The sequence below is a fragment of the Pseudomonas sp. MLB6B genome (assembly GCF_054508135.1).
Genome location: NZ_CP199313.1, coordinates 1,479,823 through 1,496,216 on the forward strand (window position 1 = coordinate 1,479,823; position 16,394 = coordinate 1,496,216).

13 protein-coding genes are annotated in these 16,394 nt (G+C 67.0%); 4 read left to right on the forward strand and 9 right to left on the reverse strand.

The window, feature by feature from the left end; genetic code table 11:
* Positions 1–182: 182 nt before the first annotated feature.
* Complete coding sequence (locus ACSMEV_RS06390; RefSeq protein WP_459207689.1) at positions 183–5,090, forward strand: alpha-2-macroglobulin family protein; 4,908 nt, start codon at positions 183–185, stop codon at positions 5,088–5,090.
* Positions 5,091–5,423: 333 nt separating this feature from the next.
* On the opposite strand, the gene ACSMEV_RS06395 is transcribed toward ACSMEV_RS06390, so the two are convergent.
* A complete protein-coding gene (locus ACSMEV_RS06395) occupies positions 5,424–5,717 on the reverse strand; it encodes a hypothetical protein (protein WP_296269359.1) in 294 nt (97 codons plus the stop codon).
* A 65-nt stretch (positions 5,718–5,782) separates the two neighbouring features.
* Between ACSMEV_RS06395 and pbpC the strand changes: the two genes are divergently transcribed.
* Positions 5,783–8,137: a peptidoglycan glycosyltransferase PbpC gene (pbpC, locus tag ACSMEV_RS06400; protein WP_459207690.1), complete on the forward strand. Its 2,355-nt coding sequence runs from the start codon at positions 5,783–5,785 to the stop codon at positions 8,135–8,137.
* A 210-nt stretch (positions 8,138–8,347) separates the two neighbouring features.
* Here the strand turns inward: pbpC and ACSMEV_RS06405 are convergent, their stop codons facing one another.
* From ACSMEV_RS06405 to ACSMEV_RS06440, 8 genes are all read right to left on the reverse strand, one after another.
* Positions 8,348–9,124: a response regulator transcription factor gene (locus ACSMEV_RS06405; protein WP_459207691.1), complete on the reverse strand. Its 777-nt coding sequence runs from the start codon at positions 9,122–9,124 to the stop codon at positions 8,348–8,350.
* Between the two features lie 111 nt (positions 9,125–9,235).
* Positions 9,236–9,706: an A24 family peptidase gene (locus ACSMEV_RS06410; protein ID WP_459207692.1), complete on the reverse strand. Its 471-nt coding sequence runs from the start codon at positions 9,704–9,706 to the stop codon at positions 9,236–9,238.
* 406 nt (positions 9,707–10,112) lie between these two features.
* Entirely contained in the window at positions 10,113–10,673 is a 561-nt protein-coding gene (locus tag ACSMEV_RS06415; protein WP_459207693.1) for a DUF4136 domain-containing protein, read from the reverse strand.
* 17 nt (positions 10,674–10,690) lie between these two features.
* Positions 10,691–11,323, reverse strand: a complete 633-nt coding sequence (locus ACSMEV_RS06420; protein ID WP_459207694.1) for a DUF4136 domain-containing protein — start codon at positions 11,321–11,323, stop codon at positions 10,691–10,693.
* A 23-nt stretch (positions 11,324–11,346) separates the two neighbouring features.
* Positions 11,347–12,096, reverse strand: coding sequence for a methyltransferase (locus ACSMEV_RS06425; protein ID WP_459207695.1), 750 nt, complete (start codon positions 12,094–12,096; stop codon positions 11,347–11,349).
* On the reverse strand, positions 12,093–12,398 hold the full coding sequence (locus ACSMEV_RS06430; protein ID WP_459207696.1) for a nucleotide pyrophosphohydrolase: 306 nt from the start codon (positions 12,396–12,398) through the stop codon (positions 12,093–12,095). The genes ACSMEV_RS06425 and ACSMEV_RS06430 overlap by 4 nt, the downstream gene beginning before the upstream one ends.
* Positions 12,399–12,478: 80 nt before the next feature.
* Complete coding sequence (locus ACSMEV_RS06435) at positions 12,479–13,501, reverse strand: MaoC family dehydratase (RefSeq protein WP_459207697.1); 1,023 nt, start codon at positions 13,499–13,501, stop codon at positions 12,479–12,481.
* Position 13,502: 1 nt separating this feature from the next.
* Positions 13,503–14,855, reverse strand: a complete 1,353-nt coding sequence (locus tag ACSMEV_RS06440) for a 3-oxoacyl-ACP reductase (protein WP_459207698.1) — start codon at positions 14,853–14,855, stop codon at positions 13,503–13,505.
* On the opposite strand from ACSMEV_RS06440, the gene ACSMEV_RS06445 reads away from it, so the two are divergent.
* Both ACSMEV_RS06445 and ACSMEV_RS06450 read left to right on the forward strand, forming a co-directional pair.
* Positions 14,854–15,051 carry a hypothetical protein gene (locus ACSMEV_RS06445; protein ID WP_459207699.1) on the forward strand — a complete coding sequence of 66 codons (198 nt, stop codon included), beginning with the start codon at positions 14,854–14,856 and terminating at the stop codon, positions 15,049–15,051. The two genes, ACSMEV_RS06440 and ACSMEV_RS06445, sit on opposite strands and share 2 nt — an antisense overlap.
* 59 nt (positions 15,052–15,110) lie before the next feature.
* A complete protein-coding gene (locus ACSMEV_RS06450) occupies positions 15,111–16,388 on the forward strand; it encodes an acetyl-CoA C-acetyltransferase (RefSeq protein ID WP_459207700.1) in 1,278 nt (425 codons plus the stop codon).
* Positions 16,389–16,394 lie beyond the last annotated feature (6 nt).

Here is a 16,394-nt window from a genome sequence, read left to right on the forward strand (position 1 = left end):
AGGAAAACCGCGCATTCTACCGGGCTCCAGGCAAGTAGACATATTTTGTAAAATCTCTTGTGTCAGCGAGCAACCAATCCCTGCGAACGAAGTCTCAGCTCACGCACCCATCCGAGTGAATTGTTTCCCGGTGGGCTATAGTTGCCGCCCTTACGACCACGCTGCCGAAGAGTTCCTTCTCCATGCTCAACAAAGGATTGTTGCTGGCCTGCGCGCTGGCCCTGCTCAGTGCCTGTGATTCCTCCACCTCCGAGGCGCCCAAGCCCGCCCCGGCCGACACGTCAGCCGCGGCCGCGCCCGCCCAGGCCGCGCCGAGCAAGCGCGAAGATCCGGCGGTGCTCGCCAAGCGCTATGCGGGCCGCGAGCTGAACGTGCTGGACGTTTCGGAAGTGCAGATAGACGGCGCCAGCGCGCTGTCGGTCAGCTTCTCCGCACCGTTGGACGCCGAGCAGGACTTCGCCGGCAAACTGCACCTGGTCGACACCGTCAAGGGCAAAGTGGACGGCGCCTGGGAGCTGTCGAACAACCAGATGGAACTGCGCCTGCGCCACCTCGAACCGCAGCGCAAGCTGGTGCTCACCGTCGACAAGGGCCTGCTGGCGGTCAACGGCAAGCAGCTCGATAGCGAAGTGGTCAGCCGCCTGGAGACCCGCGACATGCAGGCCACCGTCGGCTTCGCCAGCCGCGGCTCGCTGCTGCCCACGCGCCTGGCCGAAGGCCTGCCGGTGATCGCCCTGAACGTGGCCAAGGTCGACGTCGACTTCTTCCGCGTCAAACCCGAGCAACTGTCGAACTTCCTGGTCAACTGGGGGCGCAATAGCAGCCTGTACGCCTACCAGTCCAAAGAAACCTTGGAGATGGCCGACCTGGTCTACAGCGGCCGCTTCGACCTCGATCCCGCACGCAACACCCGCGAAACCGTGCTGCTGCCGATCGCCGGGATCAAGCCGCTGCAAGAGCCGGGCGTATACCTGGCGGTGATGCGCGCCTCGGGCACCTACGACTATTCCCAGCCGGCCACGCTGTTCACCTTGAGCGACATCGGCGTGTCGGCGCACCGCTACCGCGACCGTATCGACGTCTTCGCCCAAGCGCTGGACGGCGGCAAGGCGCTGGACGGCGTCAAGCTCGAACTGCACGACGACAAGGGCAAGCTGCTCGCCCAGGCCAGCACCGACGGCGACGGCCATGCGCAGATGCCGATCGACGCCAAGGCCGACACCCTGATCGCCACCCAGGGCGTGCACACCACCTTGCTGCGCCTGAATACCGCAGCGCTGGACCTGGCCGAGTTCGACATCACCGGCCCCCAGGCCAACCCTTTGCAGTTCTTCATCTTCGGCCCGCGCGACCTCTATCGCCCAGGGGAAACCGTGCTGCTCAACGGCCTGCTGCGCGACCAGGACGGCAAGCCGGTCAAGGCCCAGCCAGTCAACGTGGAAGTGCGCCGCCCCGACGAGCAGGTCAGCCGCAAGTTCGTCTGGGAGGCCGACAGCAATGGGCTGTTCCAGTACCAGTTGCAACTCTCCGGCGAAACGCCGACCGGCCGCTGGCAACTGCTGCTCGACTTGGGCGGCGGGCGCAAGCAGGTCTACGAATTCCTCGTCGAAGACTTCCTGCCCGAACGCCTGGCCCTGGAACTCAAAGGCAGCCCTACGCCGCTGAGCCCGGAAGAGCCCGCGCACATCCAGGTCAACGGCCGTTACCTCTACGGCGCCCCGGCCGCCGGCAACCGCTTGAGCGGCCAGGCCTATCTGCGTCCGTTGCGCGAAGCCGTGCCGGCGCTGCCGGGCTACCAGTTCGGTTCGGTCAGCGAAAGCGACCTGAGCCAGGACCTGGAGCTCGACGAAGTTACCCTCGACCAGGCCGGCAAGGCCAGCCTGGACATCGAAAGCCGCTGGGCCGAGGCCCGCTCGCCGCTGCAACTGACCGTCCAGGCCAGCTTGCAGGAGTCCGGTGGCCGGCCCATCACCCGCCGTTTCGAACAACCCATCTGGCCGGCCGAACGCCTGCCGGGCCTGCGTGGCCTGTTCGACGGCGAAGAGACCGACGGCGACGCCCCGGTGCAGTTCGAAATCCTGGTCGCTGACCGCGACGGCCACAAGCTGGCTGCCGACGACCTCAAGGTCCGCTTGGTCCGCGAGCGCCGCGACTACTACTGGAACTACTCCCAGGACGACGGCTGGAGCTACAACTTCAACGAAAAATTCCTCACCGAGAGCGAAGAAACGGTCAGCGTCAAAGCCGGCGCCACCGCCACCCTGAGCTTCCAGGTGGAGTGGGGCCCGTACCGCGTCGAAGTCGAAGACCCAGAGACCGGCATCGTCTCCAGCGCACGCTTCTGGGCCGGCTACCGTGCCCAGGACAACGCCGAAGGCGGCGCCGTGCGTCCCGACCAGGTCAAGCTGGCGCTCGACAAACCGGCCTATGCCGACGGCGAGAGTGCCCAGGTCACCGTCACCCCGCCTGCCGCCGGCAGCGGCTACCTGATGGTCGAGTCGGCCGACGGCCCGCTGTGGTGGCAGGCCATCGACGTACCGGCCGAAGGCAAGACCTTCGACATCCGCCTGGACCCCAAATGGGCGCGTCACGACCTGTACGTCAGCGCCTTGGTGATCCGCCCCGGCGAGCGCAAGGTCAACGCCACGCCCAAGCGCGCCGTGGGCGTGCTGCACCTGCCGCTGCAACGTGGCGACCGTAAATTGGCGCTGACCCTGCAAGCGCCCGAAAAGATGCGGCCCAAGCAGCCGCTGAAGGTCAAGTTCAAGGCCACCAATGCCGATGGCAGCGTGCCCAAGCAGGTGCGCGTGCTGCTCTCGGCGGTGGACGTCGGCATCCTCAACATCACCGACTTCAAGACCCCCGACCCCTTCACCGGCATGTTCGGTCGCAAGGCCTACGGTGCCGACCAACTGGACATCTACGGCCAGTTGATCGAAGCCGGCCAGGGCCGTCTGGCCAGCCTGGCCTTCGGTGGCGACGCGGCCATGGCCAAGGGCGGCAAGCGGCCCAACACCACGGTGACCATCGTCGCCCAGCAGAGCGTGTCGGTGACGTTGGACGAGAAGGGCGAGGGCGTCGCCAGCGTCGACATTCCCGACTTCAACGGCGAGCTGCGGCTGATGGCCCAAGCCTGGAGCGACGATCATTTCGGCGTCGCCGAAGGCAAGACCGTGGTCGCCGCGCCTTTGATCGCCGAGCTGTCGGCGCCGCGCTTCCTGGCCGGGGGTGACCGTACGCGCCTGGCTCTGGACCTGGCCAACCTGTCGGGCCGTGCCCAGCAACTGACCGTGCAATTGCACAGCGAAGGGCAGATCGGCCTGATCGGCCCGACCGAGCAGCAGGTCAGCCTCAGCGAAGGCCAGCGCAGCACCCTGATGATCCCGGTGCAGGCCGAAGGTGGCCTGGGGCAGGGCAAGGTGCAGGTGCAGGTCACCGGTCTGCAACTGCCCAACGAACCCAGCAGCGTCTATACCCGCGACTGGACCCTGGGCGTGCGCCCGGCCTATCCGGCGATGCTCAAGCACTACCGCGTGGCCCTGAAGGACCAGCCATGGAGCCTGCCGGACAACGACCTGGCGGCCTTCGAACCGGCCGGCCTGGAAGCCAGCCTGGCGCTGTCGAGCCGACCACCGCTGAACCTCGCCGAGCAGATCCGTGCCCTGGAAGCCTACCCCTACGGCTGCCTGGAGCAGACCACCAGCGGTCTGTACCCCTCGCTCTACGCCGATGCCGACAGCCTCAAACGCCTGGGCATCAAGGGCGAACCGGCCGACGTGCGCAAGCGCAAGATCGAGGCCGGCATCGAGCACCTGCTGGGCATGCAGCGCTACAACGGCAGCTTCGGTTTGTGGAGCAGCGACAGCGAAGAGGAATATTGGCTGACCGCCTACGTCACCGACTTCCTCCAGCGCGCCCGCGAGCAGGGTTACGGCGTACCGGCCGACGCCTTGAAGAAGGCCAACGAGCGCCTGCTGCGCTACTTGCAGGAGCGCAACCTGATCGAGGTGGACTACAGCGACAATGCCGAGCACACCCGCTTCGCCGTGCAGGCCTACGCTGCCCTGGTGCTGGCACGCAACCAGCAGGCGCCGCTGGGCGCGCTGCGCAGCCTGTTCGAGCGCCGCACCGATGCCCGCTCGGGCCTGGCGCTGGTGCAGCTGGCTGTGGCCCTGGACAAGATGGGCGACAAACCGCGCGCCCAGCAGGCCTTGCAGACCGGGTTGAGCATCGGCCGCGGCAAGGGCTGGCTGGCCGACTACGGCAGTGCGCTGCGCGACCAGGCGCTGATCCTGTCGCTGCTGCAAGAGAACCAGCTGGCGGCCAACCAGGTGGACCAGCGCCTGTTCGCACTGTCCGACGAGCTCGCCGCCAACGGCTACCTCTCGACCCAGGAACGCAACGCGCTGTTCCTCGCCGGCCGCAACCTGCTCGGCAAACCGGAAGGCGCCTGGAAGGCGCGTCTGGACAGCGCCGGGGAAGTGCGTGAGCTGGACAACGCCGAGTCGGGCCTGAAGCTCGAAGGCCCGCTACTGGCCTCGCCGCTGAGCGTGCAGAACCAGAGTGGCGACACCCTGTACCAGCAGCTGACCCTGTCGGGCTATCCGCGTCAGGCGCCGGCACCGGTGAGCAACGGCATCGAGATCCGTCGCGAGTACCTGGGCCTCAACGGTCAGCCGTTGAACCTCGGCAACCTGCGTAGCGGCGACTTGGTGCTGGTACACCTGGCGCTCAAGGCCAAGGACCGTGTGCCGGACGCTCTGGTAGTGGACCTGCTGCCGGCCGGCCTGGAGTTGGAAAACCAGAACCTGGCGCAAAGCTCGGCCAGCCTGGACAACGCCAGCAGCGCAGTGAAGGAGTGGCGAGATTCGATGCAGAACGCCAGCGTGGTGCACCAGGAGTTCCGCGACGACCGTTACGTCGCTGCGCTCAAGCTGGACAACTACGGCACCACCCACCTGCTGTACCTGGCCCGGGCGGTTACGCCGGGCAGCTACCGCATTCCGCCGGCACAGGTCGAGTCGATGTACCGCCCCAACCTGAATGCGGTGGGCGAAAGCCAAGGGGAAATGCAGATCAAGGCCCGCTGAGGGGCAGGCGGAGCAGGCCAGCGTGGCTGGCCTGTGGACAGGCCGAAGTGGTGCGGGCCGAGCCGTACGAGGCCCCATGATGGTCGATCAAAGGATTAGGGCCGCTCTGCAGCCCATCGCGGCTGAAGCCGCTCCTACAGATCAAGGTGGACCTGTGGGAGCGGCCGGTTCGGCGCTCCGATCAGCCGCGATGGGCTGCAAGGCAGCCCCAAGCAGCATAACTTCGACCCAACCGACTGACATCGGGACGGGGCATAGCTTCCCTGACTCATTCCCCTGGCAAACCCACGCCTGACTCAGCTCTTCCTGACCAAACAAGACTTCAGTTCCGCCTCAATGCACCACCCAACTCATCACCCACAATCCCAGCAACAGCCAGACGATGCCCAGCACGATCGACGCGCGCATGAACGCGCGCACTGCCGAGAACAGCAGCATCAAACCGACGATCAATGCCGCGATGCTGACCAGTGACGTGTCCATGCCCAAGGTACGGGACAGGCCGTCGATGAAATTGCCGCCGGCGTTGGCCAGCAAATTGAACAGGCCGCTCAAGGCATCGACGATGATGCGGATCAGCGATCCCAGCGCCTGGCCCAGCCATTCGAAAAAGCCTTCTACATGCATGATTACGTCCTGATGAATGAATCGGTGTCAGCGCTTTGGCCATGGCCGGGGCAGGTCGGTTCCCGATGCCCAGTCTAGTCCGCCCGCGCAGCCGTGCCGGGCGCCTGTGCCTCAGCGCGGTACTGACGGTCCTGCTGGTGCTGGCGCTGCTGTGGGTGGCCGATCGCCTGTGGCCGCTGCCGCTGCCCGGCGACGACTTGGCCCGCGTGGTGCTGGCCGAAGACGGCACGCCCCTGTGGCGTTTCGCCGATGCCGACGGCGTGTGGCGCTACCCGGTCACCGCCGAGCAGGTCTCGCCGCTGTACCTGCAAGCGTTGCTGACCTACGAAGACCGCTGGTTCTACCGCCATCCCGGGGTCAACCCGATGGCCCTGGCGCGTGCGGCCTGGCTCAACCTGCGCGGCGGGCGCGTGGTTTCGGGCGGCAGCACCCTGTCGATGCAGGTGGCGCGCCTGCTCGACCCGCACGACCGCACCCTGGGCGGCAAGCTGCGCCAGTTGTGGCGCACGGCCCAGCTCGAATGGCACCTTTCGAAGGCGCAGATCCTGCAGATCTACCTCGACCGCGCGCCCTTCGGCGGCACCCTGCAAGGGGTGGCGGCGGCCAGTTGGGCGTACCTGGGCAAGTCGCCGCTGCACCTGACCCATGCCGAAGCGGCACTGCTCGCCGTGCTGCCCCAGGCGCCCAGCCGTCTGCGCCCCGACCGCCACCCCAAACGCGCCCAACGCGCGCGCGACAAGGTGCTGCAACGGCTGGCCGACTATGACGTCTGGCCTGCCGAGCGGTTGCAGGAGGCCCGTGAGGAGCCGCTGCTGCTCGCGCCGCGCCAGGAGCCGGCTTTGGCGCCGTTGCTGGCGCGGCGGCTGAACACCCGCGACAGCCCGGCGCTGATCCGCACCACCCTCGACGCCGCCTTGCAGCGGCGCCTGGAAGACTTGCTGCTGGGCTGGCGCGCGCGCCTGCCGGAGCGCACGTCGGCGGCGATCCTGGTGGTGGAGGCCAAGACCATGGCGGTGCGTGCCTACCTGGGCTCCATCGAAATCGGCGATGCGCGACGCTTTGGGCACGTGGACATGGTGCATGCCCTGCGCTCGCCCGGCTCGACCCTCAAGCCGTTTCTCTACGGCATGGCCTTGGACGACGGCCTGATCCATTCCGAATCGCTGTTGCAGGACGTGCCGCGGCGCTATGGCGACTACCGTCCCGGCAACTTCTCCAGCGGCTTCAGCGGCCCGGTCGCGGCCAGCGCGGCCCTGGCCTTGTCGCTCAACCTGCCGGCGGTGCAACTGCTCGAAGCTTACGGCCCCAAGCGTTTTGCCGCGCAGTTGCGCACAGGCGGCGTGCCGTTGGCCTTACCGCCGCTGGCCGAGCCCAACCTGTCGCTGATCCTCGGCGGCGCGGGTAGCCGTCTGGAGGACCTGGTCGGCGGTTATGCCGCCTTCGCCCGTCAGGGGCACAGCGCGCGGATTCGTCTGCAACCGCAAGATCCGCTGATCGAACGGCGGCTGCTGTCGCCGGGGGCTGCATGGATCGTACGGCGCATCCTCAGCGGCCAGGCGCGCCCCGACCGCGATCCCCGCGCCGAGCTGGTGCAGCGCCCGGCGTTGGCCTGGAAGACCGGCACCAGCTACGGCTTTCGCGATGCCTGGTCGGTGGGCGTCGGGCCGCGCTACCTGATCGGCGTGTGGATTGGCCGCCCCGATGGCACGCCGGTGGCCGGGCAGTTCGGCCTGGCCTCGGCAGCGCCGCTGATGCTGCAAGTGCACGACCTGCTGAGCAACCGCGACAGCCAGCGCGGCATCGCCGTGCCAGTCGAGCCGGTGCCGGACAGCGTCGGCGTGGCGGCGATCTGCTGGCCGCTGGGCCAGCCCCTGCCGCGGCGCGACGATAACTGCCGCCGACAGCGCTTCGCCTGGACGTTGCAGGGCACCACGCCGCCGACCTTGCAGGCGGGCGACCAGCCTCTAGGCTTGGGCCTGAGCGAGACGCTCTGGGTCAACCCGCAGGGCCTGCGCGTGGATGCCAGTTGCCCCGGCGCGCAAAGGCGCGAGGTGGCCTTGTGGCCGGCCCCGCTGGAGCCCTGGCTGCCGCGCTCGGAGCGCCGCGCGGCGCGTTTGCCGGCCGTCGATCCGCAGTGCCCGCCGCAGGTGCCGGTCAGTGCGCCGCCGTTGTCGATCGTCGGTGTGCGCGCCGGCGACCACCTGCGCCGGCCCATCGGCAGCCGCGAGCCATTGCAGGTGCAGGTCTCGGCTTTGGGCGGCGGCGGGCGGCGCTGGTGGTTCGTCAATGGCGAGCCGCAGGGCGAGACCCTCGACCAACAGGCGTTGACGGTGTCGTTCCAGCAGACCGGGCGGGTCGAATTGAGCGCACTGGACGAGAGTGGCGAGACGGCGCGGGTGGAGTTTCAGGTCAGCGAGTAGGGCGAGGGGTGATGCCGGTCAGTCGAGTAATCGGGGCCGCTTAGCGGCCCATCGCTGTCAATTGTAAGCACTGCGATGGCTGGCATCGCTGGCCCGATGACCCCAACCTAGAACCCGCAGGATGGACGCGGCGGTTGATACAGGGCGGCGGTGCCGCCCCAATAAATACTGTTTCGGCTCAACCGACTGGCATTGCCCTCAAGCCAACCGTCAATGTGCAGTGAAACGCTGGTGCACAGGCGAAGTATGCGGTGTGAGCGCCAGGGCCAATTGCGTCCGGTTATGCATATGGGTCAGGCGCAGCACTTGCGACACATACAGTTTCACGGTGTTTTCGGTGATGCCCAGTTCGCAGGCGATCTGGAAGTTGGTCTTGCCCAGGCTGACCAGCTGCGCCACTTCCAATTGACGCGGCGACAGCTTCTGGAACAGGGCCGGCAGTTCGGTTTCGCCTTCCACCGGATCGCTGGCCCGCCGCTGCAGGTTGTTGCCGCGGGCGCGCTCCAAGTCCTGATACAGCTCGTCGATGGACTCGGCCAAGTGATGCAGGCGTTGGTTGAGGCTACCCAGCTCGCGGGCCTGGCGGCGACGTTCGAGCAATGAAGTTTCCTGACGACGCACGCCTTGCAGCAGTTCATCGAAGTCCACCGGCTGTTGGTAATAGTCGGCGACGCCTTCGCGAAGGGCACGTACCAAGTCGGCCTTGTCGGCGTGGCTGGTCAGTAGAATCGCCTCGACCAACCTGGGTGGGTAGGTCACGGCTTTGAGCTGGCGAACCAACTCGATGCCATCGGTGCCCGGCAGGTGCAGGTCGCAGAGCACCAAACCGATGGCGCTGTCGTCCTGGTAGTGGACCAGTGCCTGTTCGGCGCTGTTGGCCGTGGTGCAGCGGTAGCCCTGTCGCGTCAGCACCGTGGTCAATGCTTCGAGCACGGTGGGTTGGCTATCGACGATTAGCACTTTGATCTCACTGACAGCTTTACTCATGGGCAACTCCCTGTTGTTTGAGGGCTGGCGTCCTGGGCCAGCCGTTTACGGCAAGCGAAAGCAGAACTGCGTTGAATGCGGCGCGGCTCTGCCGGCAACATATTGTGCGTATCACTGGATCCACACCGAGGTCAGCACGAACCCCACCAATACATAGGGGGCGAACGGCTGCCTTTCATTCATGCGCTCGGCCATGGCCTGGAGCCGTTTCTTGATCTTGGGGTTGAGCAGGCCCAGCAGACGGCGGCGAAACAACAGCCAGACCACCACGCAAACGCCCGCACCGATGAACGTACCGAGCACGTATTCATGGCTGCTGGCCACGGCCAGCGTCGCCAGCAGCTTCACATCGCTGGCGCCGAGCCGGGCCAACCAATAGCCTGGCAGGGTCAGCAGCATGACGATGGCCAGACCCCAGCCGGCATCGCTCGATTCCGCCCCCAGCCAGCTATGGCCCGTAGCGAACAGCCAAAGCAAGGCGCAGGCGCCGACGCCCAGGGTCAGGTATTCGGAGATCTGCCGCTCGCGCACATCCTGTTCGCTACACAAAGCCAGCCACATCAAGAGAACCATGCTGTGCATCGACGATTGCCATCCTTGTTCTGAAACGATGCCATGCAGGTCACCGGTCTTGGCATCGCGGATTACAGGCCATTATCTGAAGAAATTTCCTACAACTTAGGCATTAGGGTAGACGCGAACAGAAGGGGCGCTAGACGCAAATGACGAAAAGGAGAGAGAACTGTATCTGATCCGTTGTTTTAAGCGTCAACTGTGTTGGTTTCCTGTGAATCGCGCCCGAAACCGTATGATTTGCATTTAGAACGCTATACATCGACTTTCTCTGGCGCTGCAAAAGGCCACGGGAAACCAGCGTCGGCATTGGCCGCCGCCATCAGATTCGTGTCCATTGCGTTTGCCCGTCGAAGCGAAGGCCAGGGCGCGGTCACTACTTAGGACGTACGCTGCACCGCTGCCTCCACCGTCATCACCGAGGTGGATAGTTGCTCATCAACTGGGTGACGGTCTTCTGAATCGCTGCGCTGCGCTCCTGAGGGGTGGGGGGGTAATTGCTCATCATCTGCTCAGCGCTGCCGCGCCAGACCAGCTTGCCATCGCGACCGTCGAACAGATCGACCTGGATGGTCGCCACCTTGTAGTCGACGCTACGCGTCTCGTTGAACATCGGCCCGCCCCAGTAGCCATTCCAATAGCCACCCCAGGCACCACCGTAGTTGGTGGTGATTTCGCGTTGGCGGTCTTCGACGATCAGGTAGGCGCGGGCCTTGACGTCGGCACCACTGCCGGCCTGGGCCGGGCGCAAACCGCGCTGGTCGAGCTGCCCGGCCACTGCCTGACGGATGCGCTGCTCGGTGAGGTCGCTCTTGATGCGCGGGTCGTCCGGGCGGTATTGCAAGGCCGGTTCCTGCCAGGCCCAACTGCGGTAACCGGCGAAGTCCCGGCTGGCGTCGTAGTCCTGTTGCACGTTGGTGTTGGCACAGGCGCCCAGCAGAAGTGCGCAGGCCAGTACAGCGAGAGGGCGCAGCATGGTGATGTCTCCGAACGTCAACGTGGGGGATAACCGCTGAGCGCCTTCTGCACGGTCTGGCGCAAGGCGTTCTCGCGGTCACGGATGGATCGTCCGCCAGCGCCGGTTTCGGCGCTGGCGCTCCAGACGGCCTGGCCATCGCGGGCATCCAACAGCTCGATGTGCACCACGCTGACATCCACCTGATAGGTGCGCACGATCGGCACGCTGCCATAAGCGCCGTAGCCGTCGCGGTAGCCGCCATAGCCGACGCCGCCATAGGGGCGATTGTAGTAGGGATCGTAGCTGTCGTAGTCGCGCACTTGGCGCGTGCGGCGCTCGGTGCGCAGGTCGGCACTGACCAGCAGGTCGGGCTGGCCCGAGCGGGCCGGGCGTAGGCCTTGCTGGTCGAGCGACTCGGCGACCATCTGCGCCATCTGCCCAGGATCGCTGTTGACGCTGCCGCGTGGCAGACGGCCATCGCGCCAGGCCCAACTGCGGTAGCGCCCGTAGTCGCGGGTCGGGGCCGGGTAGGCGCTGGCGTCGAACGTGGTGGCGGCCTGCGGCGGGGCGGGGGGCAAAGGCCGGCTGCTGGCCACGTAGGGGTTGGCACCCTGGCAACCGGCCAGGGCGATGGGCAGCAAGGCCAAGCACAACAGACGATTGAACATGTGTCCTCCTGGGCGTCGACCGCTCAGCGCGGTCGGCAGATCCAGTGCAGGTAACGGCCAAGCCCGGCGAAGGCGGGATGGCGCCGATGGGCCAGCTCCATGTCCAGCAGGTCGGCCAGGGCGGCTTTGTCCTGGAATTCCCTGGGCATGTAGTCATGAAAGACTCTGACGCCGCTTTCCTGTAAGACCTGCCACTGGGGTGCAAGTTGCGTGCGCAGTTCCCGCGGGTCGAGCGGGCGTTGCGGGGTCAGGCTCTGCTTTTCGCCGGCCAGCTGATTGGTGCGCAGCTTGCGGAAATGGCCCTTGACCAGGTTGCGGTAGACCAGCGCGTCGCGGTTGTAGAAAGCCAGCGACAAGTGGCCGTCGGCGGCGCACAGGCGGTGCAGGGTCGGCAAGATGTCCTGCGGCTCGGCGAGCCACTCCAGCACGGCATGGCACAGCACCAGATCGTAGGGCGCCTGTACGTGCTCGCTCAGCGTCTGCCAGGGCGCCTGCACGAACGTGGCCGTCTGGCCGGCGTCGGCGAATCGCTGGCGGGCGCCTTCGAGCATTGGCGTGGCGGGTTCGGCGAGGGTCACCTCATGGCCGTTCTGGGCCAGCCACAAGGCCATGTGGCCCAAGCCCGCGCCGATGTCCAACACCCGCAGAGGGCGCGCCGGCAGCGCTTCTGTCAGGTCGGCCTGCAACACCGCCAAGCGGATGGCACCCTTGGCGCCGCCGTAGATCTTCTCTGCGAAACGGGTGGCCAGCTCATCGAAATGGCGGTCGTTCATTTGGCGAACCGCCGTTCGCTGTCGGCCAGCTTGGCGCGCACCACCTGGTCCATGTCCAGGCCCAGCTCGCTGCACATCAGCAGCAGATAGAGCACCACGTCGCCGATTTCCTGGCCGGCGTGGGCCAGTTGCTCGGGCGGCAGGCGGCGCGATTCGTCTTCGCTCAGCCACTGAAAGATTTCCACCAGCTCGGCCATTTCCACGCTGGCGGCCATGGCCAGGTTCTTCGGGCTGTGGAAGCGTTGCCAGTGGTTGGCGTCGCGGATGCGGTGCAGGCGTTCGGTCAGTTCTTGCAGGTTCATGAAGGTCTCCTTGGCCGCATAGCTTCCGGCGCGCTCCGCCGCAAAGCAAGCGCGCCGATGCCAAGGCAGGCCCGGTCACCTCACAGCGCGGTCCAGCGACCAGACATGTGCAGGCGCTGCTCCTTGCCTTCCAGACACAGCGTCCCGGATGGCCCTGCGGGGCTCGCGCTGAGTACCACTTCGGCAGGCAGACGTACGGGTTGGTGGAAGTCGACCTCGAAGCGGTAGCCCGCTTTGGGCAGGTGCGTGCGCAGCGCCGCCAGCGCCATGGCCTGGTTCCACATGCCATGGGCGATGGCGCTGGGGAAGCCGAACAGGCGGGCGCTCAAGGCGCTCAGGTGGATGGGGTTGTAGTCGCCAGCGACCTTGGCGTAACGCCGGCCGATGTCGCTGTCGGCGTACCAGCGCGTGGCTTCGACCAAGCATGTCGGGCCGTCGGTGGCGGCTGGCTCGGGCGCTGCCATGGCCGCGATGTCGGCCGGCTCTTCGAGCGGCGGAACGGCGGTGGCGTCCAGTTCGGTTGCGGGCGTGGCCGGTGCCGGCTCGGTCACCGGCGGCATGGCCGTGGCGTCGAGGCCTGTCGCCTCCGCGGACTTCGAAGGGTCTGGTTCGGACGCCTCCAGGACCGGCGTTTCGAGCTTGAGGCCGCGCACCAGCATACGGCTGGTCTCGCGCCAGAGCAGGCCCAGGCCGTCGCGGGCCTCGCTGATCAGGTCGAAGGTGCCGCCCTTGGCGTGGCGCTGCAGGTTCTCGGCCCAGACCTGCACGTGCAGGCCATCCACACCGCCCAGCGGCCGGTAGACCTCGATGCCATTGTACAAATGCACCAGCCCCAACAGGGGGAAGGGGAAGTCGGCGCGGGTCAGCAGTTGCAGTTGCAGGTCGAAGGCCATCACATGCGGATAGGTGGCCGGTAAGCGGCCGTCGTCCGGGAAATGGCACAGGTTGCGATAGGCCGCGAGGTTCTGCGGTTGCACCCGCAGGTAGCAACGCAGGCCCTGGGCGGGCAAGTCAGTGCCGCTGATCTTGCGCTTGCCCACGGCGCGCAGGTAAAGGCTGGCACGCGCATCGGGCGCGTGCAGGTCGAGCCAGGGTCGAGTCATTTCAGGCTCCCATCAGTGCTTGGCCGCAGACCCGCAGCGCCTGGCCGGTGATCGCGCCGCTGCCGGCCTGGCCAAGCCAGGCCACTGCCTCGGCGACATCCTGTGGCCGCCCGCCCTGGCCCAGCGAACTGAGACGCCGGCCCGCTTCGCGCAGGCCCATGGGCATGGCAGCGGTCATGTGGGTTTCGATGAAGCCGGGGGCCACGGCGTTGATGGTCGCGCCATGGGCCGCGAGCTGGGGCGCCATGGCCTGGGCCAGGCCGATCAGCCCGGCTTTGCTGGCCGCGTAGTTGGTCTGCCCGCGGTTGCCCGCGATGCCGCTGACCGAGGCGAGCAGCACGACGCGCGCGGCGCTGCCCAGGCGGCCGGCGTCGAGCAGGGCTTGCGTTAGTCGTTGCGGGGCCTTGAGGTTGACCGCCAGCACCGAATCCCAATAGTCGGGAGTCATGTTGGCCAGGGTCTTGTCGCGGGTGATGCCGGCGTTGTGCACCAGAATGTCGACGCCCTCGGGCAGGGCATCGATCAGTTGCGCGGCCGCATCGTCCGCGCAGATGTCCAGGGCCAGGGTGCGGGCGCCGAGGCGCGCGGCCAGGGCGTCGAGGTCTTTCTGCGCAGCGGGCACATCGAGCAGCACCAGCTCTGCACCATCGCGGGCCAGGGTTTCGGCGATCGAGGCACCGATGCCGCGGGCCGCACCCGTCACCAAGGCACGGCGCCCAGCCAATGGGCGGCTCCAATCGCTGACCTGCGCGTCGCAGGCCGTGAGGCGCAAGACCTGGCCGGAAACGAACGCACTTTTGGGCGAGAGGAAGAAGCGCAGGGCGCCTTCGAGCTGCGCCTCGGCGTCTGGGCTAACGTAGAGCAACTGCGCGGTGGCGCCGTTGCGCAGTTCCTTGGCCAGCGAACGGCTGAAGCCTTCCAGCGCGCGTTGCGCGATGCTGGCCGACAGCTCGCTCACGTCCTCGGGCGGGCGCCCGAGGATCACCACATGGGCGCTGGGCGCCAGGCTGCGCATCAGCGGCTGGAAGAATTCGCGCAACTGCCGCAGTTGGTCGCTGTCGGACAGGTGACTGGCGTCGAACACCACGGCCTTGGCTTTCTTGCCAAGGCCGGCGACCCAGACCGGCGCCTGCAGGTCGGCGCTTTCGTAGCAGTAGAGCTCGTCGCCAAGGCTTTTGCCCAGGCTCAGCACCTGCTGCGCCAGCGGCCCGCCGCCCAGTATCAGAGCGCCCTCGACCGGGCGCATGCGCCCCGCTTGCCAGCGCTCCAGCGACGCGGGTTGGGGCAGGCCGAGGGTGTCGACCACGCGTCGACCGAGGGCGGAGTTGGCAAAGCCGATGTAGCGATCGCTCATGGGGAAGGTCTCCTGGAAGGGCAAACATGCAGTGTGGACCCACTTCGCCGGTGGGTCGTTCGAACCGGTGAAAAATCCGCATCGCCACGGCAAGCGTACGGCACGGAGAGTGTTGCGCCGGGCCTGGCAGCGCAGCCTGGCGCGCGCGAACGTCGACACCGACCCTGCGCGCCGGCGGCGCCAGCGTCTATCGTAGCGGTTTACAAAGCGGCCCCATGACCGGGCCGACCATTGAGTTTCAGGAGGAACGCAGCCATGCGCAGCACTCGTCGGGTCGCCATTCTGGGCGGCAATCGCATCCCCTTCGCCCGCTCCAATGGCGCCTATGCCACTGCGAGCAACCAGGCGATGCTCACCGCCGCGCTCGAAGGGCTGGTCGAGCGGTATCGGCTGCACGGCTTGCGCCTGGGCGAAGTCGTGGCCGGGGCGGTGCTCAAGCATTCGCGCGACATGAACCTGACCCGCGAATGCGTGCTCGGCTCGCGCCTGTCGCCGCAGACCCCGGCCTACGACGTGCAGCAGGCCTGCGGCACCGGCCTGGAAGCGGCCCTGCTGGTGGCCAACAAGATCGCCCTGGGGCAGATCGACTGCGCCGTCGCCGGCGGCGTCGACACCACGTCCGACGCGCCCATCGCGGTCAACGAAAAGCTGCGCCGCATCCTGCTCGCCGCCAGCCGCGGCAAAAGCCTGGGCCAGCGCCTCAGCCCCTTGCTCGGCCTACGCCCGGCCCAGCTCAAGCCCGAGCTGCCGCGCAACGGCGAACCACGCACGGGGCTGTCGATGGGTGAGCATTGCGAGCGCATGGCGCAGACCTGGCACATCGAGCGCAGCGCCCAGGACGAGCTGGCCCTGCACAGCCACCAGCGATTGGCCGCGTCCTACGCCGAAGGCTGGCACGACGACCTGCTCACGCCCTACCTGGGGCTGGTGCGCGACAACAACCTGCGTCCCGACCTCAGCCTGCAACAGCTCGGCCGGCTCAAACCGGCTTTCGAACGCAGCGAAAAGGGCACGCTGACTGCGGGCAACTCCACACCGCTCACCGACGGCGCTTCGCTGGTGCTGTTGGCCAGCGAAGACTGGGCGGCCGAGCGCGGTCTGCCGGTACAGGCCTACCTGGTGGATGGGGAAACCGCCGCGGTGGATTTCGTCGACGGCAAGGAAGGGCTGCTCATGGCGCCTGTGTATGCCGTGCCGCGCCTGCTGGCGCGCAACGGCCTGAGCCTGCAGGATTTCGACTACTACGAAATCCACGAAGCCTTCGCCGCCCAAGTGCTGTGCACCCTCAAAGCTTGGGAAGACGAGGAGTTCTGCCGCACCCGCCTGGGCCTGGACGGCGCCCTGGGCGCCATCGACCGCAGCAAGCTGAACGTCAAGGGCAGCTCGCTGGCGGCCGGGCATCCGTTCGCCGCGACGGGCGGACGTATCCTGGCGCACCTGGCCAAGCTGTTGTCCAAAGCCGGCAAAGGCCGCGGGCTGATCTCGATCTGCGCGGCCGGTGGGCAAGGCGTGACGGTGATCGTCGAACGTTGATGTGAG